The sequence below is a fragment of the Methylobacterium sp. J-088 genome, assembly GCF_022829295.1.
Lineage (GTDB): Bacteria > Pseudomonadota > Alphaproteobacteria > Rhizobiales > Beijerinckiaceae > Methylobacterium.
Genome location: NZ_JAKSYH010000179.1, coordinates 68,178 through 89,885, shown reverse-complemented (window position 1 = coordinate 89,885; position 21,708 = coordinate 68,178). Strand labels below are relative to the sequence as shown.

The following is a 21,708-nucleotide window of genomic DNA, read 5'->3' as shown; positions in this document are numbered from 1 at the left end:
CCGACGTGGCCAAGACTTCGTAAATATTCGCCGCTCAGACCTTGCGTCGCGAGGTCCGCCGGTCGCGGGTCATGCGCGTTGCGGCGTGAAAATCATCGGGCTTGCCACGGACCCAGGCGAGAAATCGGGCGATCTCCGGATCGGTGCGCAGCGCATCAACCTCGGCAAGTCGGTTGGCGATCTCGGCCTCGCTGTAGCGGGCGTGGATCGCCGAGTGACAGATCTGGTGCAGCCGGACAGTGCCACGATGGGTTCCACCCTTCAGCTTGGGCGTCAGATGATGGAGGCTGGAGCGGGCGCGGGGTGGGATCGGACGCTCGCACAGCGGGCAGACCGGATCGACCCGCGCGGCGACGCCCGGCTGCTCGGGATCATCGGCATTCCAGCGCCGGGACCGCCGTCCAACCACGCACGCCCTCCTTCAACCGTCCACTACCCCGCCATCTCGGCCGCCGCGCAGCCCCGGCCGACACGCGCGCCGAACGTTGCCTCCGCTTCGCGATCCCGGAGGCCCAGGATGGAGACGTGATCGCCCGGTACCAGCTCGATCCGCGCCCGGGGTCCGGCCGCGGCGGCGAGCGCCAAGGCGAGCTTGGCCGGCACCACCGGATCGTCGCGGCCCTGGACGATCAGGACCGGCGCCGTCCCGGAGCGGATGCGCAGATCCGAGCGGTAGGTGTCGCGCAGGAGCCAGGCGGGTGCCAGCGGGGCATGCAGCCGCACCGTGTGGGTCATCGAGTCGAACGGCGCTTCAAGGTAGAGCCCGATCGCGGAATAACGCTCGGCGACCGCGACCGCGATGGCCGCCCCGAGGGAATGGCCGTGCAGCAGGATCGGCGCACCCGGCGCCCGCGCCGCCGCCTCCGCCACCGCGGCCAGACCGTCGCGGATCAGGCCGTCTTCGCTGGGATGGCCGGTCGAACCCGGATAACCGCGATAGGCCGGCGTCAGCACGCCCCAGCCGGCTGCGCGCCAAGGGTCTGCGGAGAAGCGCGCCGCATGCGGTTCCGGGCGGCCACCGTTGCCGTGAAAGCTGACCACGATGCCGCAACCCGGCCGCGGCGCGCGCCAGAGGGCGTGAAGGGTTTCCCCGTCGCCGGTGGCGAACGTGATCGGCGCGACCTCCGGCGGCACCGGCGCGAGGGGCGGTGGATGATAGGCGCCCGGATAGAGAAAGCGGCGTTGTCCCAGGGCGAGCGCGGCGAGCGCCAGGCCGCAGAGCAGGATTACGGTGAGCGCGAGACCGGCGAGAAGGCGCATTCGAATCGTCGGGTGGCGAAGTGGTCGGCGTGGGAGCCCTCTCCTAGGCCCGCTCCGGACGCCGTTGCAATCAGGGCCGCTTGGAACGCCGCCAGACCATCCGGAGCGGATGTCGTTCGGACGTTTTACGCAGCATTGACAAAGGCACCGGCAACCGTGAGTCTTGAATCGTTCCGAGGGGAGCCCCGCAGGGGGCTGAGATTGGGCATCCGGCCCTGACCCTTGAACCTGATCCGGCTCATACCGGCGGAGGGACGGGAACCTGCGGCTGCGCGCCTCGCGGCCGGCTCTCTCATCTCACCCATCGCGTGGACCGGACCGCTCCGAAGCGAGGAGAGGCCCACGATGAACGCACCCGTTCGCCCCAAGGACGTGACAGGCAACCCCGAGGCCGTGACCACCGGTCCGGTCACCGGATCGCGGAAGGTCTATGCGAGCCCGGACGGCCGGTCGGACATCCGCGTGCCCTATCGCGAGATCGCCCTCTCCGACCCGAAGGAAGCACCGGTGCGGGTCTACGACCCGTCGGGCCCCTACACCGAGACCGACGCGCGCATCGACCTCAGCGCCGGCCTGACCGGCGTGCGCGAGCCCTGGATCGCGGCCCGCGGCTACACGGCGGTCGAGCCCCGGGCAGTCAAGCCAGAGGATAACGGTTTTGCCGGCGACAAGCTCGTGGCCCCCTGCCCCGCCGAGCGGACCATCCGCAAGGCGGCGCCCGGCCAAAAGGTGACGCAGTACGAGTTCGCCCGCGCCGGGATCATCACCGAGGAGATGATCTACGTCGCCCACCGCGAGAACGCCTGCCGCGAGCAGATGCTGGAGGGCGCCGAGGCTACGCTCGCCGACGGCCAGAGCTTCGGCGCTTCGGTACCGCCCTTCATCACCCCCGAATTCGTCCGCGACGAGATCGCCCGGGGCCGCGCGATCATCCCGGCCAACATCAACCACACCGAGCTGGAGCCGATGGCGATCGGCCGGAATTTTCTGGTCAAAATCAACGCCAATATCGGCAACTCGGCTGTGACGTCGTCGGCTGCCGAAGAGGTCGAGAAGCTCGTTTGGTCGATCCGCTGGGGCGCCGACACGGTCATGGACCTGTCGACCGGTCGCAACATCCACAACATCCGCTCGTGGATCATCCGCAACAGCCCAGTCCCGATCGGCACGGTGCCGATCTATCAGGCGCTGGAAAAGGTCGGCGGCGACCCGCTCAAGCTCGACTGGGAGGTGTTCAAGGATACCCTGATCGAGCAGGCCGAGCAGGGCATCGACTACTTCACCATCCATGCCGGCGTGCGCCTCGCCCACGTGCCGCTGACCGCCCGGCGGGTCACCGGCATCGTCTCGCGCGGTGGCTCGATCATGGCCCGCTGGTGCCTCGCCGGGCACCGGGAATCGTTCCTCTACGAGCGGTTCGACGAGATCTGCGACATCATGCGGGCCTACGACGTGTCGTTCTCCCTGGGCGACGGCCTGCGCCCCGGTTCGATTGCCGACGCCAACGATGCCGCGCAGTTCGGCGAGCTCGAGACCCTGGGCGAACTGACCAAGATCGCCTGGGACAAGGGCTGCCAGGTGATGATCGAGGGCCCCGGCCACGTGCCGATGCACAAGATCAAGGTCAACATGGAGAAGCAGCTGAAGGAGTGCGGCGAGGCGCCGTTCTACACCCTCGGCCCGCTGACCACCGACATCGCCCCCGGGTACGACCACATCACCTCCGGCATCGGCGCCGCGATGATCGGCTGGTTCGGCACCGCGATGCTCTGCTACGTCACCCCGAAAGAGCATCTCGGCCTGCCCGACCGGGACGACGTGAAGACCGGCGTGATCACCTACAAGATCGCCGCCCACGCCGCCGACCTCGCCAAGGGCCACCCGGCCGCGCAGTTGCGCGACGATGCGCTCAGCCGTGCCCGGTTCGACTTCCGCTGGGAGGACCAGTTCAACCTGGGCCTCGATCCGGATACGGCCCGCCGCTACCACGACGAGACCCTGCCCAAGGACGCCCACAAGGTCGCGCATTTCTGCTCGATGTGCGGGCCGAAATTCTGCTCGATGAAGATCACGCAGGATCTGCGCGCCGAAGTTCTGGCGATGGAGGAGGCCGGCGAGGTCGTGGGCGCGGCACCCGCGATGACCAAGGCGGAGGCCGAAGCTGGTATGAAGGCGAAATCGCAGGAATTCCTGGCCGAAGGCGGGAAGCTCTACGTCGACGCCGCCGAGTGAGGCGACGGCACGCCCGGTCCGTTCAGGATGCGGGCGTGCCACAGGCGACGACCGGATCGTCGCCGGAGGGAGCTTGAATCTCGATGACGGACCCGGGGCCGGCACCGTAGCCGTCGTGCAAGGCCGCGAGCATCAGATCCGCCGCGATGGTGACATCCGGCGGGTCTCCGATTACGACGTCGCGAGCGAAGTTCTTGCTTGGGCTCGCCTGGACATAGCCGAGCGCGTTCAGAGCCGCCCGCTCGGGCGGGCCGAGCTGCAGCTGCCCTTCGCCGGTTGGGCCGTAGGCGCCGGACGAGGCCTCGCAGAACATCCGCGTGTTGCGATCCTGGAAGATGCACTGGACGTAGCGCTGCGGCGCGCCGCGCAACGCCACGACGATGAAGCGGTCCCGCGATTCTTCGATCGGGCCACGCTGATGCATGATCTCGAGGTGCTCCACGATCGCACACCGATGCCGCGCGATGAAACTCGTCCGAGACGCCGCTGTATCGCTCATGTCCGCCGCGGCGAGCGGCGACGTGACGGTGATCATCAGAACGGCGCAGGCCCAGTGCATCCAGACTTCCTTCCGCGGGCGCTTGCGGGTGGGATGCTCCGGCCCCTGCAGAAGCCGAAATCAGCACGAATTTGTGTCGGTGCGGTAACGGAATGTTCAGTGCATGCCGGATCGCCATTCGGCCCCCGGTGGATGACCGACCAGCGTTAAGGAACGCTTAGGCCATGAGGCGGCTGAATCCTCCGATCACAGGATTGCAGGAGAGCAGCCATGGAGATCCGCCCGCTCGCGGCCCCGCCGCCGGGACCGCAGGGCCTCGATGCCCTCGGCGCGACAGCCGCCCCCGCCGAAGCGCAGCAGCCGTCCGAGTCGCCTGCGAGCTCCACCACATTGGAGCCTGCGGTGAAGCTCGACATCACCGCCACCAACGGCAAGGCGCGGTACATCAAGGATCTCGATACCAGCGCCATCGTCTTCCAGGTGGTGGACACCACGTCCGGCACCGTGATCGATCAGCTGCCCAGCGAGACCGCGCTGCGGAACCGCGCCTACGATTCGGCCCGCGAGACGCACAAACTGCCGGCCGGTGGCGTATCGCGGGTCGCCTGAATTCCGTGACCGCATGCTGCGGACGATCCGTTTGACGCCGTCGCGGTCCGGCTGCTAGATCATGCCCAAGCATGAACGCTTCGGGTTCGGGCTGAGCGGTTACTCCGCTTTTGCCGTTTCGGACGCCGTTTATGTGGGCGGGCGTAGTTCAGTGGTAGAACGTCAGCTTCCCAAGCTGAATGTCGTCGGTTCGATCCCGATCGCCCGCTCCAACTAACTCGCTGAAGCATCAGCCTTTCTGACAGTCTGCCGCTGATCTCGCGTTCCCCACGTTCCCCGTCGCGTTCCCTATGGGCTGTTCAGGCCCCGTTCTTCGCGGCCCGATGGGCGAGCCTCAGCTCAGCCACCGCCCGCGACTTCCCGACCGCGCCGCGCGAGTAGCGCTGCGTCGTCGAAACCTGTGTGTGAGCTGCGGCCGACCGGATGTGGTCGAGGTCGGCCCCCGCATCCTCGGCTTCCGTGATCGCCCCGGCCCGCGCGTCCATGTTCCAGACGTGATCCGGCACGCCGGCTGCGCGGGCCACGATCCGCCACTCGCGCCCGTAGGCTGATTCGGCGTAGGGCCGCCCGGCGGTCTCATCGAGGATGAGCGGGCCGACGCGCCGATCGGCTGGCACGCGGTCCAGCAGAGCCAGCACCAGCGGGCAGAGCTTGAGATCGTGCGCTGCGAATGCACCGGTCTTCGTCGTGGCCTTCCGCACTACCAGGTCGGCCGCGAGGTCGGACCAGGTGAGACCGTTCGCCCATCGGCGGCCGTTCAGTAGGATGCCCGAGGCCCCCTGCTTCTTCGGGATCGGCTCCCACTCGCCGATCACGTCCTTTTGACGGAGGGCGGTCTCGAACTGGATCGCCGTGCCGAGCGCCAGCGAAAGCCGTTCGAGATCGATCGCCTTCGCAACAAACGCTTCGACGTGGCCGAGCTCCATCGCGATCCGGCGGCGTGCCGGCTGAGCGAACCGGGCGTGCTCCAGCACCTCGTACAGCCGGCGGCACTCCGGCAGCTCGGCCATGATGCCGAAGGCGAACAACTCGCGCAGCTTCTTGATGATGCCGTAGGCGCGGCGCACGCGCTCCATGCCGCCCGGGACCTTCGGCTTCTTGGCCGCCTCGTACCACCGGTAGAAATCGCCGATCTTGAGCGCGGCAAGCGATCGCGTGCCGAACGCCTTTTCGATCAGGATGAGCGTGTAGGTGTCCTTGGTCCGGGTGTTGTGCTTTAGCCGCCTGAACGGGCTAGCCTCGTCGATCTGGTAACGCCGTGAGAGGCCAAGGATCGTTCCGTCGAAGGCATCGGCGCCACGGCGGCGGCCAGTAGACCATTCCAGCATCTCGGCCTGCAAGCGCAGGCACGCGGCCTCGATCAGAGCGCGATCGTCCGGCGCGTCGAGGTTGTAGGACAGCCGCACGGTCTCAGGGCGATAGCCGGCCTTCACGAGATCGGGCCTGGCGCACCAGTAGAGGCGGCGACTGCCATCGCGGTTAGGCCTCGTCTTGAGGCCGGGGGCGTTGAGGTCAGAGGGCATCGAGGTTCTCCTGTCCGTCGAGGGCAGACGCCTCGACGCGGGAGAGACCGTAGCGGCGATTCCAGTAAGCCTGCACAGCCGGCCAGTAGCGGGCCCCCATGAGCGGATCGATTTTCGGCAACCCATCTCGTTCGAGGACGATGGCCATGGCCGACCATCGTGCCGGATCTTGGCTTAGGCGGCGCGCAACCTCAGCCTCGGACGGAAACAAGCCCTGCTCCTGAGCTGGGCGACGGGGCATCAGTCGCGCCTTTCGCGACGCGCATTGTTGCCTCGCTCCTCGCCGAACAGCTCGACGCGTTTCACGATAGGATCGAGAGGGAGCCACGCGCCGGGGACCAGGCCGTTCCCATCGAACTTCACAGCGAGTTCAGTTGCTGTAGTGGTACGTTGAATGCGCACGATGCGCCCAACGCCTTCGTCGCCGTGGAACACCAACCAAGTGAAGTCCGGTTGACCGAACGTCCGCCCAGGCTCTCGCAGCTTCCCACCATTGTCCGGCGTCGGCGATCCCGACGCGAAATCAGTGAAATTGGCAGCGAGTTGTGCCGCCCGGGCCGGTGCCTGTCGGTGTGCTCGAATCAATTCGTACATTATGGCGATCTGGATCACCCGACGAAGCGTCAGGAGCCGAGTCCCCCCGGCGGGAGCTGCCTCGTCCATTTTCCTCAGACCGATTAGCCCGTGGTGCATGTGTGACCGGAGGGTGTTCACGGATGTGCCTGCCACCTCAGCGGCATCGGCAACGGAGAACAGCGGGATGTCGAGTTCTGGCACGGGGATCTCCTTGTGCGCGCTCACAAGATGGCATTCCTTGCGAGCGCGCACAAGCTGTTTGACCGCGATGCCTGCGAACCCTTGTTGATACCCCGCAACCACACTCTCCGCGGGCGGCGGGGCTGAGAGTCAGTGCAGGGCGCGGACGCGCGCGGCGAGGCAACCCGCCTCGTTCATGCGCCGCTCGGCCGCGTCGAGCGCATCTTGCGCCTCACGACGCAGGCGATCGCTGCGAGCCATTTCAGCGAGCGCCCATTGAACATTCGCGCGAGCGAGGAGGAGCAGGATTAGGCGCATCGTGCGTCCTCCACGATCAGCTCTTCCACTGCTTCGAGCTTCGAGCACGCGGTCTCCGCGATGGATTTGACGTGTCCGGTAATGAAGTGAACGTTCTGGAACTGCTCGTCTGTCAGCAGGACCGTGATGTAACCCTTGGGCACCCTGAGACTGTGCGAGAGCAGCGATGGCTCGATCTCGGTGATGGCGCGTTCGAGAACCAAGACGGCGATCGACGAGAGCTGTGCGAGATCGCGGATCGCGATGCTCATTTCCAGGAAGTCAGGCCTTAGGTCTAAGCGTTCGTGGACGAGCATAAGCACCCCCCGTAGCCTGCAAAGCCTTGCTCGACCGCCGCGTCGTGATCGACGATGCCGCTGTCGTCGGTCAGACCTTCGGCGTCGTGGCCGTCCTCGGCATCATCGTAGCCGGACCACTCGAACCCTCGGCCAACACGCTCCAGCGCGGTAAGCTCGGCCTCCGGATCGGGGCTGAGCGCGTCCAGCAAGGCGAGGTCCGCCTCGATGCGATCGGAGATCCGACGGCGTAGGTCTCTGACGCGCTGACGGTCGGCGCTGTCCGCCTCGACGAAGTAGCGGATCAGCCCCTCGCGGATGGCCTCGATCGCAACGTCGGTGGGCGGGAGCGGCTCGGCCGCCCGCATCGCGCGGATAGCCTGGGTGACGGGGCCCGGCTGCCGGCCGGACCCCTGACGTAATAACGGGTCACGGTGGCTGGTAGCGGATAATAAGGCAGGCGTGATACGGGCGTGGACAGCCATGCCGCTCTCCTCAACAGAGTGGTGGGTTAGGGCCGCGTGCGAGGGGTCCAGCCTTGCTCCGGCCCGCCTTTTCTGTCATTAGAAAAGGATGGCGTCAATACCTGATGACAGAAAATCGCGAGGACGTCCGAAAGTGGGCGCGACGCACGTCGGCGTGCGCATCCCGCCAGACCAGCTGCAACCCCTCGACGCCTGGATCTACGCCCAGCCCGAACCCAGGCCATCGCGACCGGAGGCGATTCGACACGCGCTAGCGGATTGGCTCACCGGCCAGGGCTTCGTGCGGCATCGCGAGGATCCTGAAGAAGCGAATTGATAAAAGCGTGAGAAACCTCGATCGCCGCATAGCTTGCAAGATTTCTGCGACAGTCCTCGGCGTTCTGTCGGCGGGCATAGGTTTCTGGTCTTCGCAAGTTGAGGTGCCGCAGGTGGGGACGGTCTATGCTGATGGCTATGTCGATGCATCGCGAGAGATTTTCGCAGCCCTCAAGCAACAGGGTAATCTCAGCGCATGGGCTGCCGTAGCTGCTGCCGGCGCGGCTATTGCCGCGGCATTCTCATAGCTGTCCTTATAGCCCTAGGTTTGGTCGTGATACCGAAAGACGGATGAGGCGAGGTGCACAAACAAAGAAGTTTTCTTAACAATTTCGAAAGTTAAGTCTTACAGTTACTCTAATTGGGCCATCTAAATATGACCGAACAATACGATTTAGCAGCCTGGCGACATCAAGGTACAGCAGATCATTTGCTAAACAACAGTGAGTTTGATGATGCCGGATATCACTATGGTATTGTTGGCGAAAATGCTCTGAAGCATGCCATGCGCATCTCCGGAATTGAAGCACATTTTCTAGCTAATCCGCCTCGAGGAAGGAATGGTCGTCGGCAATCTGGCGACCCACTCAGAGGTACGCCACTTCGAGGCCATTTCCCGAGCCTGCAAACCTTGGCGCAACGAGCGCAACAGGTTGTGTCGCTCTACGCAACTGGACGAGTTGCAACCTCCCTTCAGACGGAAATTGGTAGTGCAAATTTCAGCATGCGGTTTCAGAACTGGAATATCGACATAAGATACGCTTCGACAACGTGCACTCCGGTCTCTGAAACGGCCTGTAATGCCTGGAAAAAAGATGCCGAGGATCTGATTCTTAGTCTTGTGATATAGGGCATCAATATGTCGGCTCGTTTTGATACCAGCTTATACATCTTACTCGACGTCTTGGCCGTACATAACGTCGGCATAGACCATGACTCGATAATAGTCAGAGATGGCGCCGGAAGGCTAACATTCGTCAAGGAAAAGATTGCGAAGCCAGACGCCGTCGTTAAAGACCTGCGGGAAGCACTAGGGGCGTATGCCGCACCGATGCCAATTGTCGGGGGCTCCTTGGCATTGCGTTTGAAGCAAGATGCTAGACTTAGACAGGCGCTGGTCGAACATAACGGAACAGTGCTAAAGTTCTTGTATGCGGACCGCCGGATCGTCGGCGCTGACTGGATGCTGGCTCCACAAGCTTCGCCTACTGGCGCCAAGCGACTTGTCTTTTCATCCCTGAAAGGGGGCGTGGGAAGATCCACTGCGCTTGCGGTTCTTGCCGCCGATTTGTCGCGCAGGGGAAAGAGAGTTCTTGCGATTGATTTGGACATAGAGGCGCCGGGTATAGGTTTTATGCTACTACCGACCGGAAACGGAGACGATGATCCTGATCTTAGGCCTGATTTTGGAGCTATAGATTACCTAGTTGAAAATGGACTAAATGGCATTGATGATTACGATCTTGATAAATTTATTGGCGTCAGTCCGTTTGCCGACGGATCTATTGACGTTGTCCCAGCAATCGGTCGAGTAACTGATGAAAATCCTGCGTCAATGATAGCTAAATTATCGAGGGCTTTAGTCGAAGATAGCACACCTCTTGGGCCAAAAGGTTTGGCGCAACAGGTTCGCGAAATGGTTGACAGATTCTCATCGGCAAAAGATTACGACGTCGTATTGATCGATGCTCGGGCGGGGATGGCAGAGGTCAGCGCTGCCGCACTTCTCGGCCTTGGTGCAGAAATTTTGTTTTTCGGCACAGATCAGCCTCAGACATTCAGAGGGTATCGTTACATACTATCTCACTTGGTAGAGACTGCCGGCTTCTCTCAGAGTGATGCTATTGAAGATTGGAGAGAGAAGATAACGTTTGTGCAATCTAAGGCGTCGCCTTCTGCGATCGCTAGAGGTCAGTTCAAGGAACGACTATACTCTATGTGCGCTGAACTTATTTATGAATCCGAGTCCTTGAACCCGCAAGGGATGGTCGAGTTTGGGGCCTTCAATCCTGCGCCTGATGCAATTGGGCCCGGAGTTCCGCATGACGCAATTTATGTGGATCACCACCCGGCCTATGAAGCGTTCGATCCGCTAAGCGATAGGGCCACTCTCGATGCGGATGTATACAGAGGTCCGTTTGGACCGTTCGTTGAGCGTTGCTGGGCCATCTTGGACCTTGAGTCTGATGCTCTGGTGGATGGGGATTGATTTTGGATATCCAGACTGCTCTCAGGGGGTCTCTTCGCGATTTGCCAATTTTGGCTGCACATGGGACCGGTATGTCTCCAGACGCGAGCAGCATCTATTTTCCGGAAGGACACGCCGATGCCCTGGATCCGGAAGTCGCATTGGTCATTGGCAATCGCGGAATGGGTAAAAGTTTTTGGGCTAGTGCTTTAGCGGACCCAAAAAGTAGAAGGGCTATCGGATCTGCTTACATGGGTAGAACGCGCGCTCTTCGCTCAAAGAATTTAGATGTTCATTTCGGATTTGCCGATGCAGAAGGTGCAAATGGCTCCGTATCGCGCATCCAATTAGATAGTTTGCCTCCCGAGATACCCGCGGATGTGATCTGGAGATCTATAGTAGTCCGCATATTGTACCCAGATGATGCGAGATTTCCTGCAAAATTCTCCGAATATGTACGGTGGGCTGCGAGAAACCTAGAGGAGCTACAGTCGCTGCTCAGATCTATCGATAGAAAGCTTTTCGAGGATGGGAAGCAAATTTTGGTGCTCTTCGATCAGCTGGAGCAACTCGCAGATGATTGGCCGAGGATCCAAAATCTTACGCAGGGTTTGTTGAAAACGGCACTTGCAATGAGGAGCTATCGCTCCATCAAAGTGAAGATCTTTATGCGTCCAGATCAGTCCGAAAATCGGGATCTATTCCGCTTTCCTGACGCTGCGAAAATTAGTGGTAGTAGTGTTCGCCTACGGTGGCGTCCAATTGATTTATTTGGTCTGCTATATTTCCATATATGGAGAGACGAAGCGGGATGTCAGGCGCTGCAATCTCTGATGAAACAGCTGAATCTTCGTACTAACGAAGCATTTAGCTCTGATCGCATCCCGGGAATGCTGGCATACGATGAGACTGCGCAGAGAAAACTGTTTGAGCAGTTCGCAGGCCAATTTATGGGAGCAAACGCAAAGCGCGGGCGTCCTTATACTTGGATTCCGGTACACCTGGCCGACGGGCGCCTGGAAATATCACCGAGAACCTTTCTACGAGTAATCAAAACTGCAGCGGACCTAGGAAATACTCGTAAAACTGCGATAGACTATACGGGAATTCAGCAGGGAGTGCGCCAGGCTTCGGAAAATCGTTTGACCGAGTTGTCCGAAGATTACCCTTGGGTGCAGGAAGCTTTGGCTCCGCTCTCGGGTTTGCTCGTGCCTGCGGAGCCTGATGAGATCGTGTTTAGGTGGGTTGGATCAGATGCAATTGCTCGAATTCTTGAGCAATATTCTGGAATGTCCGCTCCATTAGATTTAGCCTTAAGTGCAGGATCCCAGGAGCCCGAGGTTGCCTGCTATAGTCTTTTAAATCTTTTGTCGGAGATTGGCGTCTTCGAGGAACGAGTTAATGGGAAAGTCAATGTACCCGATATTTTCCGGGTTAACGCAGGAATCAGGCGTCGTGGTGGCATAACCCCTGAGCAGCGCCGCTTGCTGGGACGCGTGATAAACTAAACCCGAAAAACGAGGTCAATTCGTCCGGCGCATCTTCGCCACGCTGCGCTGCAGGGCGCTATATGTCCCTGCTCGTCGACACAGCCACCGCGTTCTGCGCCTGCTGCGCCTGCGCCGGGGATCTCGTCTCCAAATCGATCTGCCGCTGTGCCTTCGCTGCCTCCGCTTCCCGCATGGGTGTAGCCCGGTTCGCGCAAACTTTCTTCGCAGCGCTCCCTCTGTAGGTGCTTGCTTCGGACTTGTCCTGCGGGGTGGTCAGCTTGTCGAGGGAAATGCCAATGGCATCGACCTTCACCGCCGTCTAACTCCCGCCTTCCGCGGTATAGCGGAAAGCGTATTCATCGGCGGGCTATTCAACGGCGGCCATTTCAGCACCTCACGGATGAAGCGGACGAAGGGCGCGAGGAGTTGCTGCGCCTCTGGCGAGGCTAGTTTATCAATCGTCACCTCACGACTACACCTCATCCCAGCACCAGCAGATCGGCGTCGAAGTCGTCCGCCTCGAAGTAGCTCGGCTCCGCGGCCGGCGCTGACGTGAGCCCGATCGCCATGCCGCAGGCCACCGCCACGTCGATCGCCGCCGAGCTGCGGGTCTTCGACAGGAAGAACAGGTTGTTCTCGAAGGTCCGCGGAACCGCGTTCAGCACCGCGTGCCGCAGGACGGGCGCGCCGCCGTGCCGGAACCGCCGCGAGATCATCGCCCGCTGCATTTCGACATACATCGGCGCGAGGTGCGCGGGCGTCTGCGGGCATTCCAGTGCCGGCAGACCGTCGGCGTGCAGCCGCCCCATGATCCGGCCGGCGAACTTCGGATCGAAGCCAATGGCCACGGCGCCGTAGAGGCCGTGCAGCTCGCGGACCTTCGCCTCGATCACGTCCTCCGGGATGATGTCTCCCGGCATGACGGTGAGCGCGCCGCTGTCGCGCCAGCCCTGCCAGTCGTATTCCGGCGCCGCTGCCGAGCGGCGCTTGAACGCCGTCTCGGGCAGGAAGGCGAACGCCTGGACGGTGTAGCCGCCATCGTCGTCGGAGAACGCCGCCACGATGCCGGTCATGTCGTATGTCCGGCTCATGTCGACCGCGACGGCGCACCGCCGGCCCATCAGCTCGTCAGGGTCGATCTCGGCGGCACCCTGATCGTAGACCGCCGCCTCGATCCAGCCGGACGCTGTGCCGTCGCCCCAGATGTTGAGGTGCGTCTGCCGGAAGCCCGCGGCCAGGGCGGGGATCTCCCGCGCCTGCATCGCCTCCGAGCGCAGCGCCGCCAGATCTGGGAAGCCCGCGGACAGGCCCGGGTTGACCGCGTGCCACAGCTTCTCGTCCAGCCATTCGGCCTTCTCGTCGGCCTGGAAGATAACCGGCAGAAACGATGGGTCCCGGCCCGGGTCGGCCAGCACCCGCAGGGCATACTTGTACAGGTCCCAGCAGACGCCCTGTGATCGCTCGCCGGCCGTGGTGGTGATGATCGTGAGCGAGCTCGCCGTCTTCGAGGCGCCGGTCCGCAGGGCGTTCCAGAGCCCGTAGCCGCTCCAGACGTGCAGCTCATCCGCGTGCAGGAACGAGACCGTCTTGCCGTGCTGCGCGTCCCCGTCGGCCGAGATGGCGACATAGGTCGAGCCGGACCGTTCATGCCGGATCCGGTTCTTGGCCTCGGTGAGGTGCGAGGCTGCCACCAGCCGGGCATCCTGCATCCGCATGGCCGCCGCTTCATCGAAGGCTTCCCGGGCCTGCGAGCGCTGCGAGGCCGCCACGATGACCTGGCCGCGCGGTCGCTGAGCCGGGCCCATCGTATGCCCGAGGGCGAGCGCCGCCGTGAGCGTCGTCTTCCGGGCGCCGCGCGGCAGCAGCATGAATACGGTCCGCACCTGCCGCTCGCCCATCTCATCGGACGGACCGTAGATCCGCTCGATGATCCGTCGCTGCCAACGATGCGGCAGGGGCCTGCGGTCCCCCGCCTCGCTCGCGGGGTGCCGCAGGATGTCCACGAAGCGCAGCATCCGCTCAGCGCGGCCATGCGGGTCGGGGATCGGGGACTGATCAGATGCCCAGGTCGGCGTAAGGGTCGGCATCGTCCCCTCCCTTCGGGCTGGAGGGGGCCGGCGTGCCGCTGCCGATGATGCCGAGGCGCTTGGCGAACTGGAGGGCGTTCTGCGATGCCCGGTTGCGAGCGCCGACCAAGGGATGCACCCGCGGGATGCCGTTCGCGCCCTTGATCGTGAGCTTCGCGCCCCGCAACTCGCGATCGATCTCCGCGATCATGCCGATCGCGCCGACGTAGGCCACCAACAGGGGCTCGGTCTCGGCCGTGAGGGTCCCACGTTGGCGTAGGACGGGCGCCAGCCGCTTCCACTCCTCACGGGCAGCCTTGCTCAGCCCGCGCGGCACGGCGACGACTGGCGGCTTCGGCACGAGGGTGAGGACGCGGGCGGCACTCATCCAAACGCCCACTGACGGTAGGGATCGAGGCCGGAGAAGTCGAGCGCCGCTGCCCCGGCGGACGCCTCGCGGTTGACGTAGAGGCTGCCGACGCTGCGGATGATGGCCGTCCGGATCGGTTCGGGCACGTCCTGGTAGCCGGCGGTGAACTCGATCGCCACTGCGCCGGGCTCTGCGAGCACGGTCGGCCAGATCGTGCGCGCCCGGAGCACGGCCGGGTCTGTGCCGACGATCACCACATCGGCAAGGTCCACGGTCCGCTCGATGCCGGCGGCGTCGAGGTAGCGCACGGCCTGGACGCTCAGCAGCGGCGGCAGCGGCATCTCGATCCCGTAGCAGAACTGATCGCGCTCCAGGCGCCAGCGCTGCGGCATGAGGGCCCGCCCGAGCGCGCCGTCGCGACCGTCGAGGCTCGCGGTCGCGCTCGCGATGAGCCGCGCTAGCAAAGCGTCCTCTTCCGTGTGCGTGATGCGGAGATTCGCCTTCACCTCGTCCAGCGTCACCACCGGATCGGGCTTAGAAAGCGGCGTCAGCCGGTCCATTTCGCTGCCCCAAAATCACGATTTCGCAGCCGGAAAAAATTTCGTGTGTGACGCGTCACGGTCCCCATGCGGTCCGTGCTCCCCCTCGCCGTCGTTCGGACCCTCCCCCCGGGTGGGGGGTGGTTTCGGAGCGCGACCGAACCCGCCTTCCTCGCGCACCGCCTTTCGGCTGTTGCAGCCGCGGGCCATCGGCTGCCAGTTGGACCGGCGCCAGAACAGATGATGATCACCGCGGTGGGCCTCGCGGTGGTCAACCATGTCGGCCTTGCGACCGCAGCCGCAGGCGCAGCGCTCGTTGCCGGGCAATGCGAGGAACGCCTTACTCTCGCGCTCCCACTTCGAGCTGTAGCCGCGCTCGCGGGCGGTCGGTCGCTGCGCATCGGCAGCAGCGGCGCGCCTACGCTGGCACGGGCACAGCGCACCGGGATCGATGCGGTGGCCGCAGGCACAACGGCGAGGCGCGCGCTGCATGGTCAGGCGATCGGCGCTTGGCGGAAGGATCCCAGCAGAGCCGTCACCGAGATCGGCGTGCCGCTGCTGTGCGAGCCCCCGAAGACGGCCCGCACTCGGACGTAGCGGCGCTCGCCGGCATAGCCGTCGACATAGCCCTGCCGGTTGACCGTCGCGGCCGGGTGCGCCTGATTGATCAGCAGGAACGTGTCGATCCCGGTGTCGATCGTGGCCGTTCCGTCCGGGTTCTTGAGCAGCGGCGCGAGGTTCGACAGCAAAACCGCGTTCCAGTTCACGCCGTCGTCGCTGTCCTCCATCTTGAACCGGATGTTGTTGGCATCGGTGAAGGTGATACCGCCGACGCCGATGCTGATCAGGAACGTCACCGACTCGAAGCCGGCGCGGTCGATCGAAGCGGCGTCCGGATCGGCTTTGTAGATGCCCGGAGCGATGGCGCTGAGCGCCTGAATCTTGGAAGCGAGGTCGCGCATCGGCGCCGTTCCTTCTGCGAGAGGTTGCGGGGCGAACGGCGCCGGTCTGGCGCCGATCGGGATCAGGCGGTGACGCTGAGGCCGCGATAGGCCTCGGTCTGCACGGGGGCCGCACCGACGCGCATCCGAGCATGGAAGCGGGTCTGACCCACGGTGGCGAGCGTGTACGGATCGCGGAGGAAGCTGACGCCGACGCGATCGTAGATCCGGTATCCGCGCTGGAAGTCGCCGAACAGGATCGGGATGTTGCCGGCCGCCACGTCGGGCATGTCTGGCGCCTCGATCACCGGCCGGCCGAGCAACGTCGGCGGCTCGCCGGCGGCCAGGGACTCCTGCCACAGGAAGCGGCCGGTCGTGTCCCGCATCCCGCGGATGAGGCCGATGGTCGGGCCGTTCATCATCCACGCAGCCCGCGACCGGTAGAAGATCGGCAGGCTGTACATGAAGGCCACCAGGGCATCGGCGAACGGCGCCTGCGTGCCCTTTGCGGGTGGGGCCGCCAGGATCGCAGCGGCCGAGAAGGGCACCACCGGAACAGTGTTGTCGGCCAGCAGACCCAGGGGCTTCTTCACACCGTTGCCGAGGATGAAGCTCTGGCCCTCCAATCGCCCGAACTCCTCGCCGAAGTCGAAGGCGAGCTCGGCGCCAATGTCGATCGCGGCGTCCTCCAGCAGGGCGTTGCTCACATCGACGTAGGCCGCGGCCTCGTGCGCCACCACCTCGATCTGGCCGAACTGCGGCTGCGTCGGGCTGCGCGTCTCGATCTCGCCGACCCACCGGGCCGTGACGTTCTGCGTCCGGCGAGGGATGTAGAGGCTGGCTGCCGACATGCTGCCGACGCGGGCCGCGGCGCGGACCGGGCTCATCTGCACCAGGTTGCGAATCATCTCGGTGGTAAACTCGGGCGGGGCGAGGTAGCCGCCGGACGGGCCATCCGCGACGCGGAGCATCTTCAGCTCCTCCGCGGTGAGTGCGTCTCTGCCGGCGCGGATCAGGCCGAAGAACGCCTTCTGCTCGCCCGTGAGCTGAGGCGCGCTGCCCTGGGCGGCCTGGCCGCCCGGACGGTTCATCCGCACCTCCAGCGCGTCGGCGCGATCGTTCGCCGCCTTCAGGTCCCGGCCCATCTCGGCCATCTTCGTGTCGAAGCCGGTCTGGAGCCGCGCGACGGCGGCGGCCACATCGGTCTCGCCTTCGCCGCCACCCTCGCCGCCGCCAGCGCCGCCGGTCTCGTCCTTGAACTCCAGCCCGATCAGGTCGGGATCGAAAGCGCCTCGCGTGTCCATGATCAGTTCCTTCCGAGTGCCGCTGTGGCGCGGTCGAGGGCCTGCACGAGGCGACGCGCCTGTGCGGGGTCGTTGAGGGTGTGCTTCACGTGCGAGACCGTGGCGGCCTCGTTCATCGGGAAGCCGGTGAGGCTGATCTCGCGGAGGTCGAGCGCCTCGAGCAGGCGCTCGCCGCTCTTGCGGTCCATCCGGTGCCGAACGGTGCGAAAGCCGATGGACAGGGAGTCGAGCGCGCCCGCCTTCATCAGCGCGTGCGCCTCGCGGCCCGCTTGCGTCTCGACGATGACCCGGCCCTTCACGTGCAGCCCGCGGCCATCCTCGGCCATCGCGGTCCAAACGCCGATGAGCTGCCGGGGATCATGGTCCCGCAGCATCTTCACCCGCGCTGCGCCGCGGATGCGCAGGCTCTCGGCGAAAGCGCCGGGCAACACGCGGTCGCGGCCCTGGTCCACGCCGTACGTGCTGGCGTAGCCCTCGAACTCGCCCGTATCCCCGATCGCCTTCGCCTCGATCGGCAGGACGGCGCCGGCCTTGTTCTCGCTCATGGCACCGGCTCCGGGGTTGGCGCGGGCGGCGTGGCCGGCTGCGCGATGGGTTGGGGCTGATCCACCGGGCGGGTGTTGAGCGGTACGAGCAGCGTGTCGCCGCCCTTCACCGGCTGCTCGCCGATCCGCCGCCGGGCGTTGTTCGGGGTCAGCACGCCGCCGACGACGCCCTTCTGCATGGCATCGAACAGCGCCTGCGTATTCGGTCGCAGCAGATCCGAGTAGTCGAACTCGATGAAGTACGTGTTCCGCTCGTCGTCGGTGAACAGCACCCGCTCATGCGCTTCCGTGAACAGTCCACAGAACGGCGCGATGCAGAACTGCACGAACTGAAGGCCAAGTTCCTCGGCATTGCTGTGCGTCGTGCGCTCCAGATCCTGAAGGAACTGCGGCGGCACACCGAACGCCCGCGCGATCTCCAGGATGGCGAGCTTCCACAGGTCGAGGTACTGCGCATCGACGCTATTCATCGCCAGCGACTCGTAGGACACGTCGGCCGGCAGCGCGGCGGTCTTCCCGGCGCCGCCGCCGCCGAAGGTCTTGCTCCAGACCTCGGCCACGCGCTTAAGCACGGTCGGCGACACGGTCTTCTCGCCTGGCGAGGGCTTCACACTCAGGATACCGCCGGGCTTGGCCCCGTTGGCGAACAGGCGGGCGCCGTGCTTCTGCAGGACCCCCGCGAACCCGATGCCCTCCCGGGCGAGATTGACGATGCTGGTCAGCTCGCCGTTGTCGGACGGGATCGGCTGGACGTGCACCACGTCCTGCCAGGGGTAGACCCGATCGCCGTAGCGATAGGACGGCTCGCCCGTGTCGAGGTTCAGATCACAGGCCAGCGACCCGGGCCGGATCCGGATCAGCTCGCGGACCTCGCCTCGTAGCCGGTTCGCTACCGCGTAGCCGACGCCGTGCTTCAGCGCGTCGAAGGTGAGCGTCTGGAAGTACGTAAATCGGCCCGACCACGGGGCCGGCCGGGCGAGGATTGCGTTGGCCGGATGTTCGAAGTCCTCCAGCGCCACGCCATCGGCCTGAAGGCGCATCACCCTGACATCGAGGCTGGCGACCGTGTTGGCGATCACGCGGACCGCGGCCAGTACCGCCGGGACCCGCAACGCCGAGTTGGGCCCGACGCTCTCGCCCGACGCGGTGCCGGTCCCGTATCCGCCCGTCAGCAGCAGGTAGAGCTCGTCGTCGGGGCTCGACAGCGTGGCGCGCTCGACCGCGGGCGGCGCTGCCTTGGTCTCGTCATCAAGGATCGCGGGGGCGGCCTGCTCTTCGCGGGCGGTGAAGGGCCACATCAGCGCACGCCCTCCCGCAGGAGCGGCAGCAGCTCAGGCGCTGCCATGCGCGCCAGCGCGAGCCCATGCTCGAACTGTTCCTCCGTCAGGCCGGGCAAAATCCCGATCGCCATGCCGAATAACGCCTCGCGGTCGATCGCGTCGATGCCACGCCCGCCGCTCGCGGTGAGCGCCAGGAAGGCGACGCCGCGGACCATGCCGTCTTTCGAGGGATGTGGCTTTGGCCGTTCAGGCATCGGGCGATCCTAGAGGTGCAGGACTGCCGGACCGTTCTGGATCATGTCAAAGGAAAAATTCGGTATTTTTCGGTACTCAGCGGTACTGTGCGGTAATACTCGACGTTTCCTGCGTGGTTATCCACCGCATGATCGCGCTTTTCCTGGCGCAGATCCGCCCGCCGATCCGAAAGAACGGGATGTGTCCCGCATGGATCGCCCTTTGTGCTTTGCGCTTGCTGCCACCTGGGCCGTAGAGGAACCGAGCGATGGCGTCGGTGCCTTCAAGCAGGTCGTCGGCGAGGGGCTGATCGGTCATCATTGTCGTCTCCCGCCGGACGGCTCACTGTGCAGTCGCGGGCGGCTCCATGCCGCGCGCCGTCATCGCCGAGTTGATCAGGTCGCCAGCCGCCGCCATCGCCGTATCGGCATCCAGGGCCAGCAACAGCGACGGCTCGCCGTCAGCACGCTCGAAGATGATCACCACGTGGCGTCCGCCTTCAGCATCGGCCAGGGTCAAGACGTTGAAGCTCTTGCAGCCCATGTCGACAGAGTCTGTCATTTCAGTTCCTCTCGCCAGTTCTTCGTATTGATCACCAGCCGCCGCAATCGCGCGGCTTACGAGCCGGTGGCGGCAAGCTCTCGGCTTCCCGGATCGCCGCTACTGCCTCCATTCGAGTTTGCAGCACCAGCGACGCCATTCGCGCGGTGGCTCTGTATTGTAATTGAACCTTGCGGCAAGCCTCTATGACTTCGCATATCTCTGGAATGAATGCTGTCGTCTCTCGAAGTCTCTGACATGCTGCGGCGACTACCGCGGGCTGAAAGCCCAGTCTCACGAGGTCGCTGCACAAGATGCTGAGGTAAGTGATCGGGTTCGCTGGCTGCCGAGCCCGGCTATCAAACAAAAGGGCGACCGCTACCGCGGTTACTTTCGGATCAGGATCCGTTTGCAGCGCGTCTGTAGTGTTTTCGACCAGACTCAGCAGCAAATTTGCATCGGGTCCCGCATCAACCTGCTCGCGAACTCGCTGCAGCTCCCGCGAGTTTCGAGCCAAAAAGCTTGCGTCTGGGATCGAAGTCGTGAAGCTAATCATGTTTACTTGGCCCAGTCTCGCGAGGAGAACCTCAACACTGAGCTGGCGGTCCAAGTTGGGCAGCGCGCTGTTGCGGCTGAGCGAACGTGCTCGGGCGGTGGTGATCTCATTCGTCATCGCAGAGATTCCTCCGGAGGGCGTCGAGGGCACTGAACGACTGCCGGCCGTTTGCAACTGTCACCGTGTGGCGGGGCGCGGGTTCGTCGGCCCAATGGCCTCCGTTCAGCCAAGTGGTCGGGACTTTCGTGAATTTCGGATCCTGGCCGGCCCGGGAATCGGCGTAGCGGCGGGCTCCGGCGATCAACTCCTCGACCGTCGCAGCTCGATCCTTCAGCGCTCGATCGAAGGCCTTCCGGGCAGCGATCTTCCCATCGCGCCGCGGGTACGTCTCCCACCACTCGTCGAAGGCTGAGGGGGTTGGGGGAGACTCTTCCCTGTTTCCTTTCCCTGTATCTTTCCCTGAGTTGGGTGTCTCACCAGACACTGGGGGGAGTGCCTCACCAGACACTCCGGGGGTGTCTTGCGAGACACCGGGGGGAGTGTCTCCCGGTGCACCGGGGGGGAGTGTCTCATCAGACACCGGGGGGAGTGTCTCACCGTGCACCGGGGGGGACTCGTTGGACCGGTCGAAATTGATCCGGAATCCGTTCGTCACGAACCCCTGAGCTGCGGACGGATCGCCGCCCTTGACCCGGCTCACGATCAGCCAGCCGCGAGCTTCGAGATCCTGTACCGCCCGGATCACGGCTCGACGCTGAAGGGCGATCCCATCGGCCACTGTTTGATACGAGGGCGAGCAGCGGCCGGTCTGTGCGCTGTGGTGATAGAGCAGCCGGGCCGCAACCAGCTTCGCGGTCGCCGGCAACTCAGCGTCCGCCAGGATCGCCTGCAACAGCTGCCATTTCTGGAGGAGCGTGACGGCTGCCATGGGTCAGGCCTCCCGCGCCATGCAGTCGACCGCGATCAACTCGTCAGCGATCTCGATGGCGCGTAGGGCTTCCTCTCCGGAGCAGTCGGGCCAGGTCCGGAAGATCCACAGCACCGTGCCGTTGGTGCTCATCGGCTCCGGCGGGTTCTCTACCAGCACTCGGGCGATGATCGGGGCGAGGTCGCGGCGCGTCATGCGCAGCCTCCCCGTAGGTAGGCCCGCGCCTCGACGCGGCTGCTGACGACCGCCAGCACCATGCCGCGGCAGTCCAGGACAGCTGTCAGGGCGCTTGCCACGGCGGCCCGATCCGCCCTATTGCTGACCCCGGTTCCTTTGCGGGTGCCGATCTGTTTTGCGCCGTTGCGGGCTCCAACCCCCGCGACGGCGTTTCCTTTTCGATGAGCCACGACACGTTCCTTTCGTCGCCGTGCGACGAGGAACATGGGTCAATCAGA

The 21,708-nt window shown here is 64.3% G+C and carries 30 protein-coding genes, 1 tRNA gene and 1 riboswitch; of the genes, 8 read left to right on the top strand and 23 right to left on the bottom strand.

The window, feature by feature from the left end; genetic code table 11:
• Positions 1-34 precede the first annotated feature (34 nt).
• Together MKK63_RS20455 and MKK63_RS20450 are read right to left on the bottom strand one after the other, a co-directional pair.
• Entirely contained in the window at positions 35-409 is a 375-nt protein-coding gene (locus tag MKK63_RS20455; RefSeq protein ID WP_244005030.1) for an HNH endonuclease, read from the bottom strand.
• 23 nt (positions 410-432) lie between these two features.
• A complete protein-coding gene (locus tag MKK63_RS20450) occupies positions 433-1,260 on the bottom strand; it encodes an alpha/beta hydrolase (RefSeq protein WP_244005028.1) in 828 nt (275 codons plus the stop codon).
• A gap of 166 nt (positions 1,261-1,426) precedes the next feature.
• Positions 1,427-1,532, top strand: a riboswitch (TPP riboswitch).
• Positions 1,533-1,605: 73 nt separating this feature from the next.
• Here MKK63_RS20450 and thiC point away from each other — a divergent pair.
• Positions 1,606-3,492 (top strand): phosphomethylpyrimidine synthase ThiC, encoded by a 1,887-nt coding sequence (gene thiC, locus MKK63_RS20445; RefSeq protein WP_244005026.1) that lies wholly within the window; start codon positions 1,606-1,608, stop codon positions 3,490-3,492.
• A 22-nt stretch (positions 3,493-3,514) separates the two neighbouring features.
• Here thiC and MKK63_RS20440 read toward each other — a convergent pair whose 3' ends face one another.
• A complete protein-coding gene (locus MKK63_RS20440; RefSeq protein WP_244005024.1) occupies positions 3,515-4,051 on the bottom strand; it encodes a TY-Chap domain-containing protein in 537 nt (178 codons plus the stop codon).
• A 210-nt stretch (positions 4,052-4,261) separates the two neighbouring features.
• On the opposite strand from MKK63_RS20440, the gene MKK63_RS20435 reads away from it, so the two are divergent.
• Entirely contained in the window at positions 4,262-4,600 is a 339-nt protein-coding gene (locus tag MKK63_RS20435; protein WP_244005022.1) for a flagellar protein FlaG, read from the top strand.
• A gap of 137 nt (positions 4,601-4,737) precedes the next feature.
• Positions 4,738-4,812, top strand: a tRNA-Gly gene (locus tag MKK63_RS20430).
• An 87-nt stretch (positions 4,813-4,899) separates the two neighbouring features.
• On the opposite strand, the gene MKK63_RS20425 is transcribed toward MKK63_RS20430, so the two are convergent.
• The 6 genes from MKK63_RS20425 to MKK63_RS20400 all read right to left on the bottom strand — a co-directional run bounded on the left by MKK63_RS20425 (position 4,900) and on the right by MKK63_RS20400 (position 7,957).
• Positions 4,900-6,123 carry an integrase gene (locus MKK63_RS20425; protein WP_244005020.1) on the bottom strand — a complete coding sequence of 408 codons (1,224 nt, stop codon included), beginning with the start codon at positions 6,121-6,123 and terminating at the stop codon, positions 4,900-4,902.
• Positions 6,113-6,271: a hypothetical protein gene (locus MKK63_RS32010; protein ID WP_313901785.1), complete on the bottom strand. Its 159-nt coding sequence runs from the start codon at positions 6,269-6,271 to the stop codon at positions 6,113-6,115. The genes MKK63_RS20425 and MKK63_RS32010 overlap by 11 nt, the downstream gene beginning before the upstream one ends.
• Positions 6,272-6,363: 92 nt before the next feature.
• Entirely contained in the window at positions 6,364-6,900 is a 537-nt protein-coding gene (locus MKK63_RS20415) for a hypothetical protein (RefSeq protein ID WP_244005016.1), read from the bottom strand.
• Between the two features lie 129 nt (positions 6,901-7,029).
• The gene (locus MKK63_RS20410) at positions 7,030-7,197 is read right to left on the bottom strand and encodes a hypothetical protein (RefSeq protein ID WP_244005014.1); all 168 of its coding nucleotides are present in this window, start codon (positions 7,195-7,197) and stop codon (positions 7,030-7,032) included.
• Positions 7,188-7,448: a hypothetical protein gene (locus MKK63_RS20405; RefSeq protein WP_244005012.1), complete on the bottom strand. Its 261-nt coding sequence runs from the start codon at positions 7,446-7,448 to the stop codon at positions 7,188-7,190. The genes MKK63_RS20410 and MKK63_RS20405 overlap by 10 nt, the downstream gene beginning before the upstream one ends.
• 23 nt (positions 7,449-7,471) lie before the next feature.
• Complete coding sequence (locus MKK63_RS20400; RefSeq protein WP_244005010.1) at positions 7,472-7,957, bottom strand: hypothetical protein; 486 nt, start codon at positions 7,955-7,957, stop codon at positions 7,472-7,474.
• Between the two features lie 133 nt (positions 7,958-8,090).
• Between MKK63_RS20400 and MKK63_RS20395 the strand changes: the two genes are divergently transcribed.
• The 5 genes from MKK63_RS20395 to MKK63_RS20375 all read left to right on the top strand — a co-directional run bounded on the left by MKK63_RS20395 (position 8,091) and on the right by MKK63_RS20375 (position 11,968).
• The gene (locus MKK63_RS20395; RefSeq protein WP_244005008.1) at positions 8,091-8,273 is read left to right on the top strand and encodes a ribbon-helix-helix domain-containing protein; all 183 of its coding nucleotides are present in this window, start codon (positions 8,091-8,093) and stop codon (positions 8,271-8,273) included.
• Between the two features lie 7 nt (positions 8,274-8,280).
• Positions 8,281-8,520, top strand: coding sequence for a hypothetical protein (locus MKK63_RS20390; RefSeq protein ID WP_244005006.1), 240 nt, complete (start codon positions 8,281-8,283; stop codon positions 8,518-8,520).
• Between the two features lie 128 nt (positions 8,521-8,648).
• Positions 8,649-9,122 carry a hypothetical protein gene (locus tag MKK63_RS20385; protein WP_244005004.1) on the top strand — a complete coding sequence of 158 codons (474 nt, stop codon included), beginning with the start codon at positions 8,649-8,651 and terminating at the stop codon, positions 9,120-9,122.
• Positions 9,123-9,131: 9 nt separating this feature from the next.
• On the top strand, positions 9,132-10,481 hold the full coding sequence (locus MKK63_RS20380; RefSeq protein WP_244005002.1) for a ParA family protein: 1,350 nt from the start codon (positions 9,132-9,134) through the stop codon (positions 10,479-10,481).
• Positions 10,478-11,968, top strand: a complete 1,491-nt coding sequence (locus tag MKK63_RS20375) for a hypothetical protein (protein WP_244005000.1) — start codon at positions 10,478-10,480, stop codon at positions 11,966-11,968. Before MKK63_RS20380 ends, MKK63_RS20375 begins: the two co-directional genes overlap by 4 nt.
• 58 nt (positions 11,969-12,026) lie before the next feature.
• Here the strand turns inward: MKK63_RS20375 and MKK63_RS20370 are convergent, their stop codons facing one another.
• The 14 genes from MKK63_RS20370 to MKK63_RS20305 all read right to left on the bottom strand — a co-directional run bounded on the left by MKK63_RS20370 (position 12,027) and on the right by MKK63_RS20305 (position 21,448).
• Entirely contained in the window at positions 12,027-12,263 is a 237-nt protein-coding gene (locus MKK63_RS20370) for a hypothetical protein (RefSeq protein WP_244004998.1), read from the bottom strand.
• A gap of 166 nt (positions 12,264-12,429) precedes the next feature.
• The gene (locus tag MKK63_RS20365; protein WP_244004996.1) at positions 12,430-14,037 is read right to left on the bottom strand and encodes a terminase large subunit; all 1,608 of its coding nucleotides are present in this window, start codon (positions 14,035-14,037) and stop codon (positions 12,430-12,432) included.
• Positions 14,006-14,404: a P27 family phage terminase small subunit gene (locus tag MKK63_RS20360; protein WP_244004994.1), complete on the bottom strand. Its 399-nt coding sequence runs from the start codon at positions 14,402-14,404 to the stop codon at positions 14,006-14,008. Before MKK63_RS20360 ends, MKK63_RS20365 begins: the two co-directional genes overlap by 32 nt.
• Positions 14,401-14,946, bottom strand: a complete 546-nt coding sequence (locus tag MKK63_RS20355; RefSeq protein WP_244004992.1) for a phage head-tail connector protein — start codon at positions 14,944-14,946, stop codon at positions 14,401-14,403. The genes MKK63_RS20360 and MKK63_RS20355 overlap by 4 nt, the downstream gene beginning before the upstream one ends.
• Positions 14,947-15,419: 473 nt before the next feature.
• Entirely contained in the window at positions 15,420-15,887 is a 468-nt protein-coding gene (locus MKK63_RS20350) for a hypothetical protein (protein WP_244004990.1), read from the bottom strand.
• A gap of 62 nt (positions 15,888-15,949) precedes the next feature.
• Positions 15,950-17,170, bottom strand: a complete 1,221-nt coding sequence (locus MKK63_RS20345) for a phage major capsid protein (RefSeq protein ID WP_244004988.1) — start codon at positions 17,168-17,170, stop codon at positions 15,950-15,952.
• Between the two features lie 2 nt (positions 17,171-17,172).
• The gene (locus MKK63_RS20340; RefSeq protein ID WP_244004985.1) at positions 17,173-17,715 is read right to left on the bottom strand and encodes an HK97 family phage prohead protease; all 543 of its coding nucleotides are present in this window, start codon (positions 17,713-17,715) and stop codon (positions 17,173-17,175) included.
• Positions 17,712-19,013, bottom strand: a complete 1,302-nt coding sequence (locus MKK63_RS20335) for a phage portal protein (protein WP_244004983.1) — start codon at positions 19,011-19,013, stop codon at positions 17,712-17,714. The genes MKK63_RS20340 and MKK63_RS20335 overlap by 4 nt, the downstream gene beginning before the upstream one ends.
• Positions 19,013-19,249, bottom strand: coding sequence for a hypothetical protein (locus tag MKK63_RS20330; RefSeq protein WP_244004981.1), 237 nt, complete (start codon positions 19,247-19,249; stop codon positions 19,013-19,015). Before MKK63_RS20330 ends, MKK63_RS20335 begins: the two co-directional genes overlap by 1 nt.
• Before the next feature lie 76 nt (positions 19,250-19,325).
• Positions 19,326-19,550, bottom strand: a complete 225-nt coding sequence (locus MKK63_RS20325) for a helix-turn-helix domain-containing protein (RefSeq protein WP_244004979.1) — start codon at positions 19,548-19,550, stop codon at positions 19,326-19,328.
• Between the two features lie 21 nt (positions 19,551-19,571).
• On the bottom strand, positions 19,572-19,790 hold the full coding sequence (locus MKK63_RS20320) for a hypothetical protein (protein ID WP_244004977.1): 219 nt from the start codon (positions 19,788-19,790) through the stop codon (positions 19,572-19,574).
• Positions 19,791-19,821: 31 nt separating this feature from the next.
• On the bottom strand, positions 19,822-20,442 hold the full coding sequence (locus MKK63_RS20315; protein WP_244004975.1) for a hypothetical protein: 621 nt from the start codon (positions 20,440-20,442) through the stop codon (positions 19,822-19,824).
• Positions 20,432-21,253 carry a helix-turn-helix domain-containing protein gene (locus MKK63_RS20310; RefSeq protein ID WP_244004973.1) on the bottom strand — a complete coding sequence of 274 codons (822 nt, stop codon included), beginning with the start codon at positions 21,251-21,253 and terminating at the stop codon, positions 20,432-20,434. Before MKK63_RS20310 ends, MKK63_RS20315 begins: the two co-directional genes overlap by 11 nt.
• 3 nt (positions 21,254-21,256) lie before the next feature.
• Positions 21,257-21,448: a hypothetical protein gene (locus MKK63_RS20305; RefSeq protein ID WP_244004971.1), complete on the bottom strand. Its 192-nt coding sequence runs from the start codon at positions 21,446-21,448 to the stop codon at positions 21,257-21,259.
• Positions 21,449-21,708: the final 260 nt, after the last annotated feature.

Excerpts from the sequence above, each read along its gene's own strand:
- MKK63_RS20450 (WP_244005028.1), bottom strand. The coding sequence starts at position 1,260 with ATGCGCCTTCTCGCCGGTCTCGCGCTCACCGTAATCCTGCTCTGCGGC.
- thiC (WP_244005026.1), top strand. The coding sequence starts at position 1,606 with ATGAACGCACCCGTTCGCCCCAAGGACGTGACAGGCAACCCCGAGGCC.
- MKK63_RS20440 (WP_244005024.1), bottom strand. The coding sequence starts at position 4,051 with ATGCACTGGGCCTGCGCCGTTCTGATGATCACCGTCACGTCGCCGCTC.
- MKK63_RS20435 (WP_244005022.1), top strand. The coding sequence starts at position 4,262 with ATGGAGATCCGCCCGCTCGCGGCCCCGCCGCCGGGACCGCAGGGCCTC.
- MKK63_RS20425 (WP_244005020.1), bottom strand. The coding sequence starts at position 6,123 with ATGCCCTCTGACCTCAACGCCCCCGGCCTCAAGACGAGGCCTAACCGC.
- MKK63_RS32010 (WP_313901785.1), bottom strand. The coding sequence starts at position 6,271 with ATGGCCATCGTCCTCGAACGAGATGGGTTGCCGAAAATCGATCCGCTC.
- MKK63_RS20410 (WP_244005014.1), bottom strand. The coding sequence starts at position 7,197 with ATGCGCCTAATCCTGCTCCTCCTCGCTCGCGCGAATGTTCAATGGGCG.
- MKK63_RS20405 (WP_244005012.1), bottom strand. The coding sequence starts at position 7,448 with ATGAGCATCGCGATCCGCGATCTCGCACAGCTCTCGTCGATCGCCGTC.
- MKK63_RS20400 (WP_244005010.1), bottom strand. The coding sequence starts at position 7,957 with ATGGCTGTCCACGCCCGTATCACGCCTGCCTTATTATCCGCTACCAGC.
- MKK63_RS20385 (WP_244005004.1), top strand. The coding sequence starts at position 8,649 with ATGACCGAACAATACGATTTAGCAGCCTGGCGACATCAAGGTACAGCA.
- MKK63_RS20380 (WP_244005002.1), top strand. The coding sequence starts at position 9,132 with ATGTCGGCTCGTTTTGATACCAGCTTATACATCTTACTCGACGTCTTG.
- MKK63_RS20365 (WP_244004996.1), bottom strand. The coding sequence starts at position 14,037 with ATGCCGACCCTTACGCCGACCTGGGCATCTGATCAGTCCCCGATCCCC.
- MKK63_RS20360 (WP_244004994.1), bottom strand. The coding sequence starts at position 14,404 with ATGAGTGCCGCCCGCGTCCTCACCCTCGTGCCGAAGCCGCCAGTCGTC.
- MKK63_RS20355 (WP_244004992.1), bottom strand. The coding sequence starts at position 14,946 with ATGGACCGGCTGACGCCGCTTTCTAAGCCCGATCCGGTGGTGACGCTG.
- MKK63_RS20350 (WP_244004990.1), bottom strand. The coding sequence starts at position 15,887 with ATGCGCGACCTCGCTTCCAAGATTCAGGCGCTCAGCGCCATCGCTCCG.
- MKK63_RS20345 (WP_244004988.1), bottom strand. The coding sequence starts at position 17,170 with ATGGACACGCGAGGCGCTTTCGATCCCGACCTGATCGGGCTGGAGTTC.
- MKK63_RS20340 (WP_244004985.1), bottom strand. The coding sequence starts at position 17,715 with ATGAGCGAGAACAAGGCCGGCGCCGTCCTGCCGATCGAGGCGAAGGCG.
- MKK63_RS20335 (WP_244004983.1), bottom strand. The coding sequence starts at position 19,013 with ATGTGGCCCTTCACCGCCCGCGAAGAGCAGGCCGCCCCCGCGATCCTT.
- MKK63_RS20330 (WP_244004981.1), bottom strand. The coding sequence starts at position 19,249 with ATGCCTGAACGGCCAAAGCCACATCCCTCGAAAGACGGCATGGTCCGC.
- MKK63_RS20325 (WP_244004979.1), bottom strand. The coding sequence starts at position 19,550 with ATGATGACCGATCAGCCCCTCGCCGACGACCTGCTTGAAGGCACCGAC.
- MKK63_RS20320 (WP_244004977.1), bottom strand. The coding sequence starts at position 19,790 with ATGACAGACTCTGTCGACATGGGCTGCAAGAGCTTCAACGTCTTGACC.
- MKK63_RS20315 (WP_244004975.1), bottom strand. The coding sequence starts at position 20,442 with ATGACGAATGAGATCACCACCGCCCGAGCACGTTCGCTCAGCCGCAAC.
- MKK63_RS20310 (WP_244004973.1), bottom strand. The coding sequence starts at position 21,253 with ATGGCAGCCGTCACGCTCCTCCAGAAATGGCAGCTGTTGCAGGCGATC.
- MKK63_RS20305 (WP_244004971.1), bottom strand. The coding sequence starts at position 21,448 with ATGACGCGCCGCGACCTCGCCCCGATCATCGCCCGAGTGCTGGTAGAG.